14 protein-coding genes are annotated in these 18,394 nt (G+C 70.6%); 8 read left to right on the forward strand and 6 right to left on the reverse strand.

Annotation, left to right across the window (positions count from 1 at the left end):
• Nucleotides 1–40: 40 nt before the first annotated feature.
• The 8 genes from QQM67_RS25360 to QQM67_RS25395 all read left to right on the forward strand — a co-directional run bounded on the left by QQM67_RS25360 (nucleotide 41) and on the right by QQM67_RS25395 (nucleotide 11,059).
• Nucleotides 41–964, forward strand: a complete 924-nt coding sequence (locus QQM67_RS25360; RefSeq protein WP_314176762.1) for a carbohydrate ABC transporter permease — start codon at nucleotides 41–43, stop codon at nucleotides 962–964.
• A complete protein-coding gene (locus tag QQM67_RS25365; RefSeq protein ID WP_314176763.1) occupies nucleotides 964–1,902 on the forward strand; it encodes a carbohydrate ABC transporter permease in 939 nt (312 codons plus the stop codon). Before QQM67_RS25360 ends, QQM67_RS25365 begins: the two co-directional genes overlap by 1 nt.
• Nucleotides 1,903–2,094: 192 nt before the next feature.
• Nucleotides 2,095–3,348, forward strand: coding sequence for an ROK family transcriptional regulator (locus QQM67_RS25370; protein ID WP_314176847.1), 1,254 nt, complete (start codon nucleotides 2,095–2,097; stop codon nucleotides 3,346–3,348).
• Between the two features lie 221 nt (nucleotides 3,349–3,569).
• Entirely contained in the window at nucleotides 3,570–4,661 is a 1,092-nt protein-coding gene (locus QQM67_RS25375; RefSeq protein ID WP_314176765.1) for a substrate-binding domain-containing protein, read from the forward strand.
• A 121-nt stretch (nucleotides 4,662–4,782) separates the two neighbouring features.
• On the forward strand, nucleotides 4,783–5,550 hold the full coding sequence (locus tag QQM67_RS25380) for an ATP-binding cassette domain-containing protein (protein WP_399067595.1): 768 nt from the start codon (nucleotides 4,783–4,785) through the stop codon (nucleotides 5,548–5,550).
• Nucleotides 5,547–6,860, forward strand: coding sequence for an ABC transporter permease subunit (locus QQM67_RS25385; RefSeq protein WP_399067563.1), 1,314 nt, complete (start codon nucleotides 5,547–5,549; stop codon nucleotides 6,858–6,860). Before QQM67_RS25380 ends, QQM67_RS25385 begins: the two co-directional genes overlap by 4 nt.
• A gap of 573 nt (nucleotides 6,861–7,433) precedes the next feature.
• The gene (gene dxs / locus QQM67_RS25390; protein ID WP_314176851.1) at nucleotides 7,434–9,383 is read left to right on the forward strand and encodes a 1-deoxy-D-xylulose-5-phosphate synthase; all 1,950 of its coding nucleotides are present in this window, start codon (nucleotides 7,434–7,436) and stop codon (nucleotides 9,381–9,383) included.
• A gap of 152 nt (nucleotides 9,384–9,535) precedes the next feature.
• The gene (locus QQM67_RS25395; RefSeq protein WP_314176768.1) at nucleotides 9,536–11,059 is read left to right on the forward strand and encodes an ArnT family glycosyltransferase; all 1,524 of its coding nucleotides are present in this window, start codon (nucleotides 9,536–9,538) and stop codon (nucleotides 11,057–11,059) included.
• Nucleotides 11,060–11,177: 118 nt separating this feature from the next.
• Here QQM67_RS25395 and QQM67_RS25400 read toward each other — a convergent pair whose 3' ends face one another.
• From QQM67_RS25400 to QQM67_RS25425, 6 genes are all read right to left on the reverse strand, one after another.
• The gene (locus QQM67_RS25400) at nucleotides 11,178–13,310 is read right to left on the reverse strand and encodes a 3-hydroxyacyl-CoA dehydrogenase NAD-binding domain-containing protein (RefSeq protein ID WP_314176770.1); all 2,133 of its coding nucleotides are present in this window, start codon (nucleotides 13,308–13,310) and stop codon (nucleotides 11,178–11,180) included.
• On the reverse strand, nucleotides 13,307–14,530 hold the full coding sequence (locus QQM67_RS25405) for a thiolase family protein (RefSeq protein WP_314176771.1): 1,224 nt from the start codon (nucleotides 14,528–14,530) through the stop codon (nucleotides 13,307–13,309). The genes QQM67_RS25400 and QQM67_RS25405 overlap by 4 nt, the downstream gene beginning before the upstream one ends.
• 249 nt (nucleotides 14,531–14,779) lie before the next feature.
• The gene (locus QQM67_RS25410; RefSeq protein ID WP_314176772.1) at nucleotides 14,780–15,103 is read right to left on the reverse strand and encodes a hypothetical protein; all 324 of its coding nucleotides are present in this window, start codon (nucleotides 15,101–15,103) and stop codon (nucleotides 14,780–14,782) included.
• 62 nt (nucleotides 15,104–15,165) lie between these two features.
• Nucleotides 15,166–16,443 carry a ribonuclease D gene (locus QQM67_RS25415; RefSeq protein ID WP_314176773.1) on the reverse strand — a complete coding sequence of 426 codons (1,278 nt, stop codon included), beginning with the start codon at nucleotides 16,441–16,443 and terminating at the stop codon, nucleotides 15,166–15,168.
• 197 nt (nucleotides 16,444–16,640) lie between these two features.
• A complete protein-coding gene (locus QQM67_RS25420; RefSeq protein WP_028433019.1) occupies nucleotides 16,641–17,315 on the reverse strand; it encodes a response regulator transcription factor in 675 nt (224 codons plus the stop codon).
• Nucleotides 17,316–17,534: 219 nt separating this feature from the next.
• A complete protein-coding gene (locus QQM67_RS25425; RefSeq protein WP_314176775.1) occupies nucleotides 17,535–18,203 on the reverse strand; it encodes a DUF3000 domain-containing protein in 669 nt (222 codons plus the stop codon).
• Nucleotides 18,204–18,394: the final 191 nt, after the last annotated feature.

Here is an 18,394-nt window from a genome sequence, read left to right on the forward strand (position 1 = left end):
TCAGCGGCGGCAGGCCACAGGGGATCGGAGTCGGTGAGTAATGGAGCACGGCAAGTACCGGTTCATCGTGGGGTTCTTGATAGTTCCCCTCACGATCTACTCGGTCTTTGTCATCTGGCCGTTTGCCCAGTCGATCTACTACTCGTTCACTGACTGGACCGGACTCAGTCCGGACTTCAAAATGGTCGGCTTCGACAACTACATCAAGCTGTTCGGCGACGACGTCTTCTGGAAGTCCCTCCAGCACAGCTTGCTGTTCCTCCTGCTGCTGCCGCTGGTGACGATCAGCCTCGCGCTGTTCTTCGCCTTCATGATCAATGTCGGGGGGCGGAGGCGGAAGAACTCCGCCGTCTCCGGCGTGCGCGGGTCCAGCTTCTACAAGATCGTCTACTTCTTCCCGCAGGTGCTGTCGATCGCCATCGTCGCCCTGCTCTTCCGCTTCGCCTACAACCCGCGCAGCGGTTCGCTCAACGCGGCGCTGGACGCGGTGGGTCTCTCCGCGCTGAAGACGGAGTGGCTGGGGGACCCGCAGACCGCGCTGTGGGCCGTGATGGCGGTGATGGTCTGGTGCACGGTCGGCTTCTTCGTCGTGCTCTTCTCGGCAGCCATGACCTCCATACCCCGTGACTACTACGAGGCCGCGCTGCTGGACGGCGCCGACCGGATCACCACGTTCTTCCGGATCACCCTGCCCCTGCTGTGGGACACGGTGCAGTCCGGCTGGATCTACATGGGCATCCTGGCGCTGGGCGCCGAGGCGTTCGCGGTGGTGCAGATCATGACCACCGGCCCGGGCGGTCCCGCCTACTCCACGACCGTCCTGCCGCTGTACGTGTACCTGAAGGCGTTCCGCGACGGGCAGGCCGCCTACGCCACCACGATCGGTGTCGCGCTGCTCGCGGTCACCCTGGCCTTCGCGGCCGTCGTACTGAAACTCGGTCGCCGCGAGAGGCTGGAGTACTGATGAAGACCGCCGGCACCCTGCCCCCTGAGGACCGCGAGACCGAGACGGTCAGCAGCGTTCTCACCGGGGACCCACTGCGCGGCACCGCCGACAAGGAGAGCACGAAGGGCAGCGAGGGGAAGACGCTCAACGTCTTCTCGCACGGGATGCTCGTCCTGTGGGCGGTGATGGTGGTGATGCCGCTGCTCTGGGCGGTGATGACCTCCTTCAAGGACGACAAGAGCATCTTCACCTCGCCCTGGTCGCCGCCGACTTCGCTCAGCTTCGACAACTGGGCGCGCGCCTGGAGCCAGGCGCACATGAGCGAGTACTTCTTCAACACCGTGCTGGTGGTGGGCGGTTCACTGGTGGGCACCATGCTCCTGGGCAGCATGGTGGCGTACGTGCTGGCCCGGTTCGACTTTCCCGGGAACCGCTTCTTCTACTTCCTGTTCATCGGCGGGATGAGCTTCCCGATCATCCTGGCCCTCGTGCCGCTCTTCTACGTGATGAGCAACACCGGGCTGCTGAACACCCGTCACGGACTGATCCTGGCGTACATCGCCTACTCGCTGCCGTTCACCACCTTCTTCCTGACCTCCTTCTTCCGCTCGCTGCCGACCTCGGTGGCGGAGGCCGCGCTCATCGACGGGGCCTCGCACACCCGGACGTTCTTCCAGGTGATGCTGCCCATGGCGAGGCCGGGTCTGATCAGCGTGGGGATCTTCAACTTCCTCGGGCAGTGGAACCAGTACATGCTGCCCACGGTGCTCAACACCGACCCGGACCGGCGGGTGCTCACCCAGGGGCTGGTCGAACTGGCCGCGAGCCAGGGCTACAAGGGGGACTGGTCGGGTCTGTTCGCCGGTCTGGTGATGGCGATGCTGCCCGTGCTCGCGGCGTACATCATCTTCCAGCGGCAGGTCGTGGCGGGCCTGACGGCGGGTGCGCTGAAGTAGGGGGCTCCCCGCCGCTCACCCTCCGTAGAAAGTCTCACATGTGAGCACCCACCTCGTTCAAGGTCTTGACGGGAGAGAACCGCTCGGGCTCTGCTTGGAGTTCAGGTGTTGGAGACATGCCGTTTCCCGATGACGCGGTACGGCGGACGGTCCGATGGTCGCGCCGGCCGTCGAGGCGGGAGTGGATCAGTGGTGGAGACTCCGGGGTCGCAGTCCTCGCTGCACCGGGCGAATCTTGAACGGGTCGTACGGGCCGTGCGCATGGCGGGCTCGCTCACCCAGGCGGAGATCGCGCGGACCACAGGGCTGTCCGCGGCGACGGTCTCCAACATCGTCCGGGAGCTGAAGGAGAGCGGCACCGTCCAGGTCACCCCCACTTCGGCGGGTGGACGCCGGGCGCGCGCGGTCTCGCTGAGCGGCGACGCCGGCGCCGTCGTCGGTGTCGACTTCGGGCACTCCCATCTGCGCGTCGCCGTCGGCAATCTGGCACACCAGGTGCTCGCCGAGGAGGCCGAGCCGATCGACGTGGACGCCTCCGCCGAGGAGGGCTTCGACCGGGCGGAACAGCTCGTCCACCGGCTCATCGCCACCACGGGCATCAACCGCGAGAAGCTGATCGGCGTCGGCCTCGGCGTGCCGGGCCCCATCGACGTGGAGACCGGTGAGCTGGGCTCGACGTCCATCCTGCCGGGCTGGAGCGGCACCCACCCGCGCGAGGAGCTGCGCGCCCGGCTGGGCGTGCCCGTACACGTCGACAACGACGCCAACCTGGGCGCCCTCGGCGAGCAGGTGTGGGGCAACGGACGTGGCGCGCGGGATCTCGCGTACATCAAGGTCGCCAGCGGTGTGGGCGCCGGCCTCGTGATCAACGGCCACATCTACCGCGGCCCGGGCGGAACGGCGGGCGAGATCGGCCACATCACCCTGGACGAGTCGGGCCCGGTCTGCCGCTGCGGCAACCGCGGCTGCCTTGAAACCTTCACGGCGGCCCGCTACGTACTGCCACTGCTGCACTCCAGCCACGGCACCGATCTCACGATGGCGCGGGTGGTCCAGCTGGCGCGCGAGGGCGACCCGGGCTGCCGCCGGGTCGTCGGCGATCTCGGCCGGCACATCGGCAGCGGCGTCGCCAACCTGTGCAACCTGCTCAACCCCAGCCGGGTCGTGATCGGCGGCGATCTCGCCGAGGCCGGCGACGTGGTGCTGGGGCCGGTGCGCGACTCGGTCGCCCGGTACGCGATCCCCAGTGCGGCACGGCAGTTGACCGTGGTCCCGGGCACGCTCGGCGGGCGCGCGGAGGTGCTGGGCGCGCTGGCTCTGGTGCTGAGCGAGATGGGCGACGCGACGCTGCTGGAGCCGTCCGTCCCTTCCCCCGCGGGCAGGGCCGCGGGCACGGTGGACGGTGAACGCAGGGCGCGCGTGGGCGCGGTGGCGGCGCCCGCCTGACGAAGCGACCGAAGGGACTGCCGGATGAAGACAGCCGGGGGTTCGCCTCCGCTCCGGATCCGTTCGGGCACACAACGTGGTGGTTTGGGTTCATACAGATAACGGATGGCATCGTTGCCGTCTCGTTAATGATTTACTTCTTGACGCTTGACTGACCTGGGAGTTGACTTCCGACCACCTCGGCCGCAACGACGCGGCCTCGTCAGGGAGGTTGGAACCCCATGAACGCAAAGGTGCGTCGCGTCGTCATCGGTACGGCTGCCATATCGATGGCGGTGTCGCTCGCGGCCTGTGGCAAGGCAGGCGGCGACGACGGCGGCAGCGGTGGAGACAACAAGACCATCGGCCTGCTGCTTCCGGAGAACAAGACGACTCGTTACGAGACGTTCGACCGTCCGTACATGACGGACAAGATCAAGTCCCTCTGCAAGGACTGCAAGGTCAAGTACAACAACGCGAACCAGGACTCCGAGCTTCAGAAGAAGCAGTTCGACGCGCTCATCGCGCAGGGCGTCAAGACGATCATCCTGGACGCCGTCGACGCGCAGGCCACCAAGTCCTGGGTCGACCGCGCGGCGAAGAAGGACGTCAAGGTCGTCGCGTACGACCGCCTCGCCGAGGGCGACATCTCCGCCTACATCTCCTACGACAACTTCAAGATCGGCGAGTTGCAGGGTCAGGGCCTCGTCGAGGCGCTGGGCGACAAGGCCAAGGACAGCCGGGTCGTCATGATCAACGGCTCGCCCACGGACCCGAACGCGCCGCTGTTCAAGAAGGGCGCGCACAGCGTGCTCGACAAGAAGGTCAAGAAGGTCGTCTACGAGCAGGACATCCCGGACTGGTCGCCGGACGAGGCGAACAAGAAGATGGGCGCCGCGGTCACCAAGCTCGGCAAGGACGGCTTCGACGGCGTCTACGCCGCCAACGACGGCATGGCCGGCGGCGTCTCCACGGCCATGAAGAAGGCGGGCGTCAAGGACGTGCCGCTGGGCGGCCAGGACGCCGAACTCGCCGGTCTCCAGCGGATCATCAAGGGCGACCAGACGCTGACCATCTACAAGGCGATCAAGCCGCAGGCGGAGACCACCGCCAAGATCGCGGTGAACCTTCTCCAGGGCAAGAAGATCGACTCCCTGACCCCGAAGAAGGTCGACAGCAAGAGCAAGAAGGACGTCCCCGCCCAGCTCTACAGCGCCCAGATCGTGACCAAGGACAACATCAAGGACACGATCCTCAAGGACAAGGTCTACGAGGTCGGCCAGATCTGCACCCCGCAGTTCGCCAAGGCCTGCAAGGCAGCCGGTCTGAAGTGACCACCGGGGGCGGCGCGTTCGCGCGGCCCCGCAACCTGAAGGAACACAGGCCGCCGCCCCCGCCGAGAGCGGGGGCGGCTCCTGACCGAAGATCGGAGTTGGCCCAGTGGCGAAGGAAACCGTGCTGGCGCTGCGCGGGATCTCCAAGCGGTTCGGTGCCGTCCAGGCACTGACCGACGTTGATCTGGAAGTACGGCCCGGCGAGGTGATCGCCCTCGTCGGCGACAACGGCGCCGGCAAATCGACCCTCGTCAAGACCATCGCGGGCGTTCACCCCATCGACGAGGGCGGCATCGAATGGGAGGGCAGGCCGGTCTCCATCAACCGGCCCCACGACGCCCAGGACCTCGGCATCGCCACCGTCTACCAGGACCTGGCGCTCTGCGACAACCTGGACGTCGTCGCCAACCTCTTCCTCGGCAACGAGGCGCGCCACGCGGCCGTCCTCGACGAGATCGCGATGGAGAAGCGGGCGATGGAACTGCTCGACACGCTCTCCATCCGCATCCCCAGCGTCCGGATACCCGTCGCCTCGCTCTCCGGCGGTCAGCGGCAGGTCGTCGCGATCGCCCGGGCCCTGATCGGCGACCCGAAGGTGGTCATCCTCGACGAGCCGACCGCCGCGCTCGGCGTCGAGCAGACCGCACAGGTCCTCGACCTGGTCGAGCGGCTGCGCGAGCGCGGGCTCGCCGTCATCCTCATCAGCCACAACATGGCCGATGTGCAGGCCGTCGCCGACCGTGTCGCGGTGCTGCGCCTCGGCCGCAACAACGGCGTCTTCGACGTGGCGACCACCTCCCACGAGGAGGTCATCGCCGCGATCACCGGCGCCTCGGACAACGCGGTCACCCGCCGCCAGGCCCGTACGGACAAGGAGGCGGCGAAGTGAGCGACACCGTCGACAAGGAGCGCGGCACCGAGGCCGCGGACGGCAAGGGCACCGCCCCCGCCAACGGCGGCGCCGCGGACGGCGGCGCCGACCGCGCCGTCGACCCGCGCCTGCTCGTGCGCGAGCAGGGCTTCGCCGGCTATCTGACGGAGTTCAAGCGCAAGGTGCGCGGCGGTGAGCTCGGCTCGCTGCCCGTCGTCCTCGGTCTGATCATCATCGCCGTCATCTTCCAGTCGCTGAACGAGAACTTCCTCTCCGCGGGAAGCGTCAGCGACATCGGCGTCTACATCGCCGGTACCGGCATCATGGCCACCGGCATCGTCTTCGTCCTGCTGCTCGGCGAGATCGACCTGTCGGTCGGCTCCGTCGCGGGCGTCGGGGCGGCCGTGTGGGCGGTGCTCAGCGTCACCCACCACGTCAACGACTGGCTCGCGGTGCTCATCGCCATCGTCGCCGGTCTGGGCATCGGCGCGCTGCACGGCTTCTTCTTCGCCAAGGTCGGCGTCCCCGCGTTCGTGGTGACGCTGGCCGGATTCCTCGGGTGGAGCGGCCTCCAGATCTGGCTCATGGGCCAGGAAGGCAGCATCAACACTCCGGAGAGCAGCGTCGTCGAGGACCTGACGGGCTACTACTTCGAGGACATCGCCGCCGCCTACGGCCTGGCCCTCGTGGCGGTACTCGCCTACGCCGCCGCCCTGCTGGTGGACGCCAAGCGGCGCCGGGCGGCCAAGCTGCCGTCCCGGCCGGTCAGCGAGATCGTGGTACGCACCGTCGTGATGGCGGTGGTCGCCTTCGTCGCCGCGTACGTGCTCAACCAGTCGCGCGGACTGCCGCTGGCGCTCGTGCTGTTCCTGGCGGTGCTGGTCATCGCCGACTTCGCGGTACGGCGCACGACGTACGGGCGGCAGATCTTCGCCGTCGGCGGCAACGCCGAGGCCGCACGCCGGGCCGGCATCAACGTGGAGTGGGTCCGCATCACCGTCTTCGGTATCGCCGGGATGCTCGCGGCCTTCGGCGGACTGTTCATCGCCAGCCTCTCCGGCGGCGCCACCAAGAGCCTCGGCGCCGGCAACACGCTGATGAACGTCATCGCCGCGGCCGTCATCGGCGGCACGAGCCTCTTCGGCGGACGCGGCAAGATCTGGTCCGCGCTGCTGGGCATCCTCGTCATCCAGTCCATCCAGCAAGGGCTCAACCTGCTCGGCATGGCGAGCGAGATCCAGTACATGATCACCGGCGCGGTGCTGCTGGCCGCGGTGGTCATCGACTCCGTCTCCCGGCGTACGCAGAAGACGGCAGGGCGCACGTAGCGCCACACCTGGCGCGGCAGGGCGCGGACCCCGTACGGGCTCCGCGCCCCACTGCCCGCCGCCGCCCGGGGCTCCGGCCCCGGACCGCCCCTCATGGGCCCGGGGCGGTAGGGCCTCCACCGGGACGGTGTCCCGCTGGAGGCCCTCGGCGCGCCGCTCCGTGGTCGGCGCTCCGGGTCGCGGCCCCTGGGCTCCGCCGGGGCCAGAGTCCTCAAGCCCCCGAGTCCTCAAGCGCGTTGACCGGGCCCGTGAACCGGCGTGCGGGGACGCGGGCCCCCGGCCCGCGGGCGGGTGGGCCCGCGCCCGACGGCCCACCGCACCCGGCAGGGCGCTCCCGTTCGCCGGAACGGACGCTTCCCGTGCGGTGTGCCGGACTTGCGCTCCGGCCCGCAAGTGAGCCTGGCCGCCCCGCACGCCGCGCCCAGACGGGTGATCGATCTCGCACAGCCAGGAGACGTCGTCTGCGGTAGGAACATTAGACTCGACGGATCGGCACAGCTCGATCACGCTCGAAGGCAAGGAGGCACCGTGGATAAGGGGCCGCGCTCAGCGCGTCATCCCGGGTCGGGGGCGGTGGAGTTCCCCAAGGCGCAGCGCCGGGGAAGGTGGGATCTGCTGACCCGCGTCGAGGGACCGCGTGACCTCGACGAGCTTTCACCGGAGCAGTTGGAGCAGCTGGCCGGGGAGGTGCGGTCGTTCCTCGTCGACTCGGTCTCCAAGACCGGCGGGCATCTCGGCCCCAACCTGGGCGTGGTGGAGCTGACCATCGCCCTGCACCGGGTGTTCGATTCCCCGAAGGACCGGATCCTCTTCGACACCGGGCACCAGTCGTACGTCCACAAGCTGCTGACCGGCCGCCAGGACTTCACCAGGCTCAAGAGCAAGGGCGGGCTGTCGGGCTACCCCTCCCGTGCCGAGTCCGAGCACGACGTCATCGAGAACAGCCACGCCTCGACTGTCCTCGGCTGGGCCGACGGCCTCGCGAAGGCCAACGAGCTGCGCCACAGGGACGACCACGTCGTGGCCGTCATCGGTGACGGCGCCCTGACCGGCGGCATGGCCTGGGAGGCGCTCAACAACATCGCCGCGGCCAAGGACCGTCCGCTCGTCATCGTCGTCAACGACAACGAGCGCAGCTACGCGCCGACCATCGGCGGCCTCGCCAACCACCTCGCCACGCTCCGCACCACCGACGGCTACGAGCGCTTCCTCGCCCGCGGCAAGGAAGTCCTCAACCGCACGCCCGTCGTGGGCAAGCCGCTGTACGAGACGCTGCACGGCGCCAAGAAGGGCCTGAAGGACTTCATCGCCCCGCAGGGCATGTTCGAGGACCTCGGCCTGAAGTACGTCGGCCCCATCGACGGGCACGACCTGGCCGCCGTCGAGTCCGCCCTTCAGCGGGCCAAGCGCTTCGGCGGCCCCGTACTGGTGCACTGCCTGACGGAGAAGGGCCGCGGCTACCAGCCCGCGCTGGAGGACGAGGCGGACCAGTTCCACCAGGTCGGCATCATCCACCCCGACACCGGTCTGCCGGTGAAGTCCTCGGGCGCGGACTGGACTTCGGTCTTCGGCGAGGAAATGGTCAAGCTGGGCCACGAGCGCGAGGACATCGTCGCCATCACCGCCGCGATGATGCGCCCGGTCGGACTGCACGCCTTCGCCGAGGAGTTCCCCGACCGCGTCTACGACGTGGGCATCGCCGAACAGCACGCCGCGGTCTCCGCGGCGGGCCTCGCGACCGGCGGGCTGCACCCGGTCTTCGCCGTCTACGCGACCTTCCTCAACCGCGCCTTCGACCAGCTTCTGATGGACGTCGCACTGCACAGGTGCGGCGTCACGTTCGTGCTGGACCGCGCGGGCGTCACCGGCTCCGACGGCGCCTCGCACAACGGCATGTGGGACATGTCCGTCCTCCAGTGCGTCCCCGGGCTGCGCCTCGCCGCGCCGCGCGACGCCGAACAGGTCCGCGCACAGCTGCGCGAGGCCGTCGAGGTGGACGACGCCCCGACCGTGGTGCGCTACTCGAAGGGCAAGGTGGGCCCCGCGGTTCCGGCGGTCGGCCGCGTCGGGCGGATGGACGTGCTGCGCAGGCCCGCGGACGTCCAGCGTCCCGACGTCCTGCTGGTCTCCGTGGGCGCGCTCGCACCCATGTGCCTGGAGGTCGCCGACCTCCTCGACAAGCAGGGCATCTCGACGACCGTGGTCGACCCGCGCTGGGTCAAGCCCGTCGACGAGGAGATGGCGCCGCTCGCCGACCAGCACCGCGTCGTGGTCACCGTCGAGGACAACGGCCGCTCGGGCGGCGTGGGTTCGGCGGTCGCGCAGTCCCTGCGGGACGCGAACGTCGACGTCCCGCTGCGTGACTTCGGCATCCCCGAGCGCTTCCTCGACCACGGCTCCCGCGCCGATGTGATGGCCGAGATCGGGCTCACCGCACCGGACATCGCGCGCCAGGTGACGGGGCTCGTCGCGAAGCTGGACGGGCGGTACGAGACGGAAGCCGCCGAGGCCGCACGCGACTGAGTCCGTACGGGGCTGGATCACCCGCACATCGGGCGGCGGCCGAAGCGGCCGCAGATCCGGAAGCGTTCGGGGCCGGGCTCGGGGCACCTGTGAAGGTTCCCGGGGCCCGGCCCCGTCACGTACGCCTCCACGCCCCCGCTAGCTTTGGGGCCATGCCGCCCTCGCGCACGACCACGGCGCCCCCACCCGGCGAGAGCGCCGGCATCCCTGCCTCCGCCGCCGCCCACGAGTGGCGCCGCCGCTTCTGGACGCGGCTGCTGCCCGTACTGACGCTGCTTGTGGCCGTGTCCCGGCTGCCGTCCTTCACACGTCCGCTGTGGAACCCGGACGAGGGGTATCTCGCCACGCAGGCACGGCAGTTGGCGGCCGGCGGGACGCTCTACGAGACGGTCGTGGACCGCAAGCCGCCGCTGCTGCCCTGGCTGTACCGGGGCGCGTTCGCGCTCTTCGGCGACGGCTCCCCGTGGTCCCTGTGGCCGCTGCGGGTGGCCGCCGTGCTGGCCGTGCTCGCCGGGGCTGCGCTGCTCGCGTCGCTCGCGCGGCGCCGCTGGGGCGACCGTGCGGGCGGGCTCGCGGGCGTGTGCTACGTCCTCGCGTCCGTCGCCCTCGTGCCGGAGGACACGCAGGCGGCCACGTTCGAGGTCTTCATGCTGCCGTGGACGGTCCTCGCCATGTGGTGCGCGGACCGCGGCCGTTGGGCCTGCGCGGGCCTCGCCGTGGCGGGAGCGGTGCTCACCAAGCAGACCGGCGGCGCCGTGCTGCTGCCCGTGCTGTGGCTGCTGTGGTCCCGGCGCGCCGGATGGGGGGCCGTGGCCCGGCTGTCCGCAGCCGCCGTGCTCCCAGTGCTGGCGGCGGCACTCCTGTACGGGCCCGCCCGCTTCGCCTTCTGGATGGCCACCGGCTCCGCCAGTTACGCGTCGGCGGACGGCTCCGCGGGCTACGCCCTCCTGCGCGCGCTGGCCAACTTCGGTCTGCTGGCGGCGGGTTGCCTCCCGATGGTGCTGGCACTGCTGTACGTGCTGCGCACCCGGCGCCCCCTGAACGTCTCATCGCCCGGGACCGGCGACGTATGGGTGTGGCTCGCGGCCTCGGCGGCGGCGGTGACCACCGGCTTCCAGTTCTTCGGCCATTACTTCCTTCAACTCACCCCCGCCGTCGCGCTCTTGGCCGCCGCAGCGCTGCGGCACCTCACCGGGCGCGGCGTCGTCGCCGTGATCGCCGCCAACGCCGTGATCGCGGCGGGCTTCACGCTCTGGGCGCTGTTCCTCTTCCCGCGCGCCGAACTCGCCCACCAGCAGCGGCTGGCAGCCGAGGTCCGCGCCCGCACCGCGCCGTCCGACCGTGTCCTGCTGTGGGGCATGCACCCCGAGGGCTACTTCTTCGCCGACCGCACGCCGGCGTCCCGCTATCTCACCGCGGGCTTCCTCACCAACTTCAGCGGCGGACGGGGTGGAGCGCGCGTGGGGGAGCGGTACGCGATGGACGGGGCTTGGCCCTACTTCCGGGACGAACTGCGGCGGCGGCCACCGGAGTTGATCGTCGACGACTCCCGCGGCAAGCCCTACGGCGCCGCCCGCACCCCGACGCTGCGCGCGTACCTCGACCGCCGCTACGAGCGCGCCGGCACGCTCAACGGGGCGGTTGTGTACGTCCGTTCACACCACGCGGCCCGTTGATCCCGATCCGGGAGACGCAACAGCGCCCGCCCGCAAGCTCTTCTCTGTGCGGACGGGCGCCGTCGGTGCGTACGCGCGCATCCCGGCAGTTGGTACGCGCGTACGCCGGCAAGAGCCGTTATGCGGGGACGCTGGCGACCCCCGGCTCCAGGAAGCGGCCCCCGGCGGCCCGTTCGCTGACGCCCTCCCGGTCCAGGTAGGGGGTGATCCCGCCCAGGTGGAACGGCCAGCCGGCTCCGGTGATCAGGCACAGGTCGATGTCCTGCGCCTCCGCGACGACGCCCTCGTCGAGCATGAGGCGGACCTCCTGCGCGATGGCGTCCAGCGCCCGCTCGCGCACCTGCTCCTCGGTGAGCACGACGTCGCCGGTCTGGAAGAGGGCTTCGACCTCCGGGTCCAGCTCGGGCTTCCCCGAGTCGTGGACGTAGAGGTTGCGCTTGCCCGCCTCGACGATCCGGCCGAGGTTCTCCGAGACCCCGAACCGGTCGGGGAACGCGGCGTGCAGCGTGCCCGAGACGTGGTGCGCGACGGCCGGACCGACCAGCTCCAGCAGCACGATCGGCGACATCGGCAGCCCCAGCGGAGCCAGCGCGCGGTCGGCGACCTCGACCGGCGTGCCCTCGTCGATCGAGCGGAGCACCTCGCCGAGGAAGCGGGTCAGCACCCGGTTGACGACGAAGGCCGGCGCGTCCTTGACCAGAACCGCCGTCTTCTTCAGGGACTTGGCGACCGAGAATGCGGTCGCCAGCGAGGCGTCGTCGGTGCGCTCCGCCCGTACGATCTCCAGCAGCGGCAGCACGGCGACCGGGTTGAAGAAGTGGAAGCCGACGACCCGTTCGGGGTGGCTGAGCTGCGAGGCCATCTCGGTGACCGACAGCGACGAGGTGTTGGTGGCGAGGATGGCGTGCTCCGGCACGACCGCCTCGACCTCCGCGAAGATCTTCTGCTTGAGGGACATCTCCTCGAAGACGGCCTCGATGACGAAGTCCGCGTCCGCGAACGCCGCGGCCTTGTCCAGCGACCCGGTCACCAGCGCCTTCAGCCGGTTCGCCTTGTCCTGGTTGACGCGGCCCTTCAGCAGCAGCTTGTCGATCTCCTCGTGGACGTACGAAACGCCCTTGTCCACGCGCTCCTGGTCGATGTCGGTCAGCACGACCGGCACCTCCAGGCGGCGCGCGAAGAGCATCGCCAGCTGCGAGGCCATCAGCCCGGCGCCCACCACGCCGACCTTGGTGACGGGGCGGGCGAGCGACTTGTCCGGAGCACCCGCCGGCCGCTTGGCGCGCTTCTGCACCAGGTTGAACGCGTAGATCCCGCTGCGCAGTTCGCCGCCCATGATCAGGTCGGCGAGCGCCTTGTCCTCCGCGTCGAAGCCCGCGCGCAGATCGCCGCTCTTGGCCGCGGCGATGATGTCGAGCGCGCGGTAGGCGGCGGGTGCGGCGCCGTGCACCTTGTCGTCGGCGATCTGCCTGCCGCGGGCCACGGCCTGGTCCCACGCCTCGTCGCGGTCGACCTCGGCCCGTACGACCTCGGTCTCGCCCTTGAGCACGGACGCCGTCCAGCGCAGCGACTGCTCCAGGAAGTCGGCGCCCTCGAACAGGGCGTCGGCGATGCCCAGTTCGTAGACCTGCGGACCCTTGAGCTGCTTGTTCTGGTTGAGGGAGTTCTCGATGATGACGGAGACCGCGCGGTCGGCGCCGATGAGGTTCGGCAGCAGCGCGCAGCCGCCCCAGCCGGGCACCAGCCCGAGGAAGACCTCCGGCAGTCCGAACGCCGGCACGGCCTGCGAGACGGTGCGGTACGTGCAGTGCAGCCCCACCTCGACGCCGCCGCCCATCGCGGCGCCGTTGTAGTACGCGAAGGTCGGCACGCCCAGGTCGCCAAGCCGCCGGAAGACCGCGTGGCCGCCCTTTCCGATCGCGAGCGCGTCCTTGTGCTCCTTGAGCAGTTCGACGCCCTTGAGGTCGGCGCCGACGGCGAAGATGAACGGCTTGCCGGTGATGCCCACACCGACGATCCCGCCGTCCTTCGCCTCCTTCTCGACCTGGTCGATCGCGGCGTCCAGGTTCGCCAGCGAGGCCGGCCCGAACGTCGTCGGCTTGGTGTGGTCGAAGCCGTTGTCCAGCGTGATGAGAGCGAACCGGCCCGCCCCGCCCGGCAGGTCGAGGTGGCGCACGTGCGCCTGCGTGACGACCTCGTCCGGGAACAGTTCGGCGGCGCCCTTCAGCAACTCGGCGGTGTCGGTGCTCACTTGCCTGCCCCTTCGTTCCAGTTCGGGTTCTCCCAGATCACGGTTCCACCCATGCCGAAGCCGACACACATCGTCGTCAGCCCGTAGCGCACGTGCGGCTGTTCCTCGAACTGCCGCGCCAGCTGCGTCATCAGTCGCACGCCGGACGAGGCCAGCGGGTGGCCGTAGGCGATCGCGCCGCCGTACTGGTTGACGCGCGGGTCGTCGTCGGCGATGCCGTAGTGGTCCAGAAGCGCCAGCACCTGCACGGCGAACGCCTCGTTGACCTCGAAGAGCCCGATGTCGTCGATCGACAGCCCGGCCTTCGCCAGCGCCTTCTGCGTGGACGGCACGGGCCCGACGCCCATGACCTCCGGCTCCACACCGGCGAACGCGTAGCTGACGAGCCGCATCCTCACCGGCAGGCCCAGCTCCTCGGCGAAGTCCTCGGCGGCGATCAGCGAGGCCGTCGCACCGTCGTTGAGCCCGGCGGCGTTGCCCGGGGTGACGCGGCCGTGCGCGCGGAAGGGAGTCTTCAGCCCGGCCAGGCTCTCCAGCGTCGTGCCGGGACGCATCGGCTCGTCCTGCGTCGCCAGGCCCCAGCCGGTCTCCCCGCCCTCGTCGCTGGTGCGGCGTACGGAGATCGGCACGAGGTCCTGCTGGATCTTGCCGTTCGCGTAGGCCTTGGCGGCCTTCTCCTGGCTGCGCACCGCGTACTCGTCGGCGCGCTCCTTGGTCAGATGGGGGAAGCGGTCGTGCAGGTTCTCCGCCGTCATGCCCATGAACAGCGCGGACTGGTCGACGAGCTTCTCCGAGACGAAGCGCGGGTTGGGGTCCACCGCCTCGCCCATCGGGTGCCGGCCCATGTGCTCGACGCCGCCCGCGACCACGACGTCGTAGGCGCCGAAGGAGATGGAACCGGCGGTGCTCGTCACCGCGGTCATCGCGCCCGCGCACATGCGGTCGATCGAGTAGCCGGGGACGGTGTTCGGGAGTCCGGCGAGGATGCCCGCGGTGCGGCCCAGGGTCAGGCCCTGGTCGCCGATCTGTGTGGTGGCGGCGACGGCCACCTCGTCGATGCGCTCCGGCGGCAGGTCCGGGTTACGGCGCAGCAGTTCGCGGATGCACTTCACGACCAGGTCATCGGCCCTGGTCTCGTGATAGATGCCCTTGGGGCCCGCCTTGCCGAACGGTGTGCGGACGCCGTCGACGAAGACGACGTCCCTAGCGGTACGAGGCACTTTGGCTCTCCTCCAGGTGCGGTGCAGATACGCCGTACGGCGCGCTTCCCACGAGCCATGCTACCCGTGGGTAACTGAGGGGCAAGGGCGGTCCCGGGGGAGGGGCACACGTCACATCCGGGCCGGGCACAGCCGCCCCCCGCGCCCCGCCGGACACAGCCATTCCCCGGGCTCCGCCGGACCGGAGGCACCGGGCCGGAACGCCGAACCGGAGCCGTTGAACTGGGCCCGCCGTGGCCGCCGTTCGCGTCAGCGGCGACGCGGCACGCCCCTGCGGCGACGAAGCCGCCGCCGCAGGGACCGGGGACGCGGCACGACCGGCCGCGCGCCCCCCGCACCACCCGGCCGGTCGCCGGGCGAGAGCACCGGCAGCTTGCGCTCCGTCTGCGCCTGGATCTCGTAGCGCGAGTCGTGGGCCGTCACCCGGAACGCCTCGTCGTGCGCGGCGAGGGCGTCGCGCAGCGCGCCTCCGGCGAGGCCACGGCGCCGGACGACGCCCGCCAGCCACGCGAAGAAGCCGATCACCGCCGCGAACGCGCCGGACACGACCAGATACGGCAAGAGCTCACCCATGGCGCGAGCCTAGGCCCGGAACTCTCTCCCCGCGTCCCGTTCCCCGCCCCGCGAACCGCGCGCTAGCCGGTCGGCGCGGGCGTCGCCAGCGCCTCGGTGAGCAGCGACGCCGTCTGCTCGATCTGCCACTCGCGGGCACCCAGCGCACGCAGCGCCGAGACGACCTCCGCCTCCGTACGCGCGCGGGGCGGCTGCCAGCACAGCCGCCTGACCGTGTCCGGCGTCAGCAGGTTCTCCTGAGGCATGCTCAGCTCCTCCGCGCGCGCCGTCACCGCCGCGCGCGCGGCCGCGAGCCGGGCGGCGGCAGCGGGGTCCTTGTCCGCCCAAGAGCGGGGCGGCGGCGGTCCGTTCGTCGCCTGGCTCTGCTGCGGAAGAGCCGACTCCGGCAGCGCCTTGGCCCGGTCGACGGCGCCCTGCCACTGGTCCAGCTGCTTGCGCCCCATCCGGTGGCCGAAGCCGGGCAGCGCGGAGAGCGCACGCGCGTCCGACGGCAGCGCCAGCGCCGCCTCGACGATCGCCGAGTCCGACAGCACCTTGCCGGGAGACACGTCCCGCTTCTGAGCGATCTTGTCGCGGGCGTTCCACAGCTCCCGTACGACGGCCATCTGACGGCGGCGGCGCACCTTGTGCATGCCGGAGGTACGGCGCCAGGGATCCTTGCGCGGCGGGGCGGGCGGCGCCGCCGCGATCGCCTCGAACTCCTGCCGCGCCCAGGCGAGTTTGCCCTGCCGCTCCAGCTCCTCCTCCAGCGCGTCCCGCAGGTCGATCAGCAACTCGACGTCCAGCGCCGCGTAGTGCAGCCACGGTTCGGGCAGCGGACGCGTCGACCAGTCGACGGCGGAGTGGCCCTTCTCCAGCGTGTAGCCGAGCAGGTTCTCCACCATCGCGCCGAGGCCGACCCGCGCGTACCCGGCGAGGCGTCCCGCGAGCTCGGTGTCGAAGAGCCGCCGGGGCACCATGCCTATCTCACGCAGACACGGCAGATCCTGGGTGGCCGCGTGCAGCACCCACTCGGAGTCGGCGAGTACGGAGCACAGGCCCGACAGGTCCGGGCAGCCCACCGGGTCGACGAGCGCGCTGCCCGCGCCCTCGCGCCGCAGCTGCACGAGATACGCCCGCTGTCCGTAGCGGTATCCGGAGGCTCGCTCCGCGTCCACGGCGACCGGCCCGGTGCCCGCGTCGAACGCCGCGATGATCTCGGCCAGAGCCCTCTCGTCGCCCGTCACGGGTGGAACGCCCTCACGTGGCTCCAGCAGGGGCACCGGCGCCTGACCAGGGTCTTGGTCCTCGGTCGGAGCCTTAGCCGGATTTGCTGATGCGGTCTCTCGGGCGTCGGTCACCGGTCAAGGGTAGCTGCGGGAGGCGGGTGGTTGTCCGAATGTCCGGGCAGACCGTTGCCCGTACCACCGGAATCGCCGCGGGACGTCCGGCGGTCGGCACCGCGCGCACCTCGCCGCGGATCGGCGCACGTGAGGCGCCCGCCGGCGGACCGTGCCGCCGGCGGGCGCCTCAAGATGTAGGGGGGCGGGCTCCGTGATCAGTGGATGATGCCGGTACGGAGCGCCACGGCGACCATGCCCGCACGGTCGCCTGTGCCCAACTTGCGGGCGATACGGGCCAGATGGGACTTCACCGTCAGGGCCGACAGGCCCATCGAGACGCCGATCGCCTTGTTGGACTGGCCCTCCGCAACCAGCCGCAGCACCTCGACCTCGCGCCCGGACAGTTCACGCTGGCCGCCGGGGTGCCCCGGACCTCCGGGGCCGCCGCCGGGGCGGCGGTGCATCCGCGCGGCGGCGGCACCGATCGGGGCCGCTCCGTGGCGGGTGGGCATGGCGCCGAGGTTGTTGCGGGTGCCGGTCACGACATAGCCCTTGACGCCGCCCGCGAGGGCGTTGCGCACGGCGCCGATGTCGTCGGCGGCCGAGAGGGCCAGGCCGTTCGGCCAGCCCGCGGCTCGGGTCTCGGACAGCAGGCTGAGGCCCGAACCGTCCGGGAGGTGGACGTCGGCCACGCAGATGTCGCGTGGATTGCCGACTCGGGGACGCGCCTCCGCGATCGACGACGCCTCGATCACATCCCGTACTCCGAGAGCCCAGAGATGTCGGGTCACGGTGGAACGGACGCGGGGGTCGGCCACGACGACCATGGCCGTCGGCTTGTTCGGGCGGTAGGCGACCAGGCTTGTGGGGTGCTCAAGAAGAACAGACACCGGGCCTCCGAGGGCTGGCTGCGGACGGAACGATTCCGGTGACCATGCGGGGTGAGCCGGGGAGTTCCGTGTGGAAGGGTCATAGACTCCTTCGGCAGGTCGGGGGCCCTGCTTTAGGGAAAGATCACCAATTGATGACCGATATTTCCCGAATCGGACAGCAGCTCGATCATGCCTTTCGGCGGGTGTCCTGACGGGCCGCGGGCACGGATCCTCCGGTCAGAGCGGCTGGGGGCCGCGCCGCTTCGGCAGGGAGACGACGGAGCTTCCGTCGCCCGCCTCCGGCGGCAGCCCCGCGCACTGGCACAGCAGCTCCGACCAGGCGATCAGATGGACTCCCATGTCGGGCAGGGCGTCCGGGGCCGCCGGGTCGTCGGGGCGCGGTGTCCAGCTGGCCCTGATCTCCAGCTCCGTCTGCGGCGGACGCTCGTCCAGGCCGCCGAAGTAGGACGAGCCGGAGCGGGTCACCGTCCCGCTGGAGTCCGAGTACGCGGCCGACTGTGCCTCCAGCGCGCCCGTCAGCCACGACCACGTGACCTCGGGCAGCAGCGGGTCGCCCGCCATCTCCGGCTCCAGCTCGGTACGGGTGAGGGTGACGACGCGGAACGTGCTCTGCCACGACTCCTGGCCCGCCGGGTCGTGGAGCAGCACGAAGCGGCCGTCCGCGAGCTCCGCCGAGTCGTCCGCGGGGTCCATGACCGCGGCCGACAGCGCGCAGGAGAACGGGGCGAGGCGCCTGGGCGCGGGCAGCGGGGAGAGCTGGACCTCGGGCCTGGTGTGTGCGGCGTTCAGGGCCGCCATCGCGCGCTGAAAGGGCAGCGGGGCGCCGTCGCCTCCGCCGCCCGAGCTGCCGGAGCCCTCCGCCGTCCCTTGTCGCGCCGCTGCCATGGGGCGCAAGAGTAGGGCGAGCCGGAGCGGCAGACCGGTAGGGACACTCGCAAGTGGCCGAAGAGTGGTGGGTGTTGAAGCCGCGGAAGGCTCCACGGGGCGGTCAGGGAACGGATGACGGCCGCGCGGCAACAGAGATTGGCTGACAACTGACGGCTCGTGACAGTCGTCCGGCGTCCGCCGGAGCGGAA

This window comes from Streptomyces winkii, from assembly GCF_032248595.1.
In the GTDB taxonomy this organism is placed as follows: Bacteria; Actinomycetota; Actinomycetes; order Streptomycetales; family Streptomycetaceae; genus Streptomyces; species Streptomyces winkii.

What these genes read in the sequence shown, in the direction of transcription:
- QQM67_RS25360 (WP_314176762.1), top strand. Translation starts at nt 41, where the DNA reads ATGGAGCACGGCAAGTACCGGTTCATCGTGGGGTTCTTGATAGTTCCC.
- QQM67_RS25365 (WP_314176763.1), top strand. Translation starts at nt 964, where the DNA reads ATGAAGACCGCCGGCACCCTGCCCCCTGAGGACCGCGAGACCGAGACG.
- QQM67_RS25375 (WP_314176765.1), top strand. Translation starts at nt 3,570, where the DNA reads ATGAACGCAAAGGTGCGTCGCGTCGTCATCGGTACGGCTGCCATATCG.
- QQM67_RS25395 (WP_314176768.1), top strand. Translation starts at nt 9,536, where the DNA reads ATGCCGCCCTCGCGCACGACCACGGCGCCCCCACCCGGCGAGAGCGCC.
- QQM67_RS25410 (WP_314176772.1), bottom strand. Translation starts at nt 15,103, where the DNA reads ATGGGTGAGCTCTTGCCGTATCTGGTCGTGTCCGGCGCGTTCGCGGCG.
- QQM67_RS25425 (WP_314176775.1), bottom strand. Translation starts at nt 18,203, where the DNA reads ATGGCAGCGGCGCGACAAGGGACGGCGGAGGGCTCCGGCAGCTCGGGC.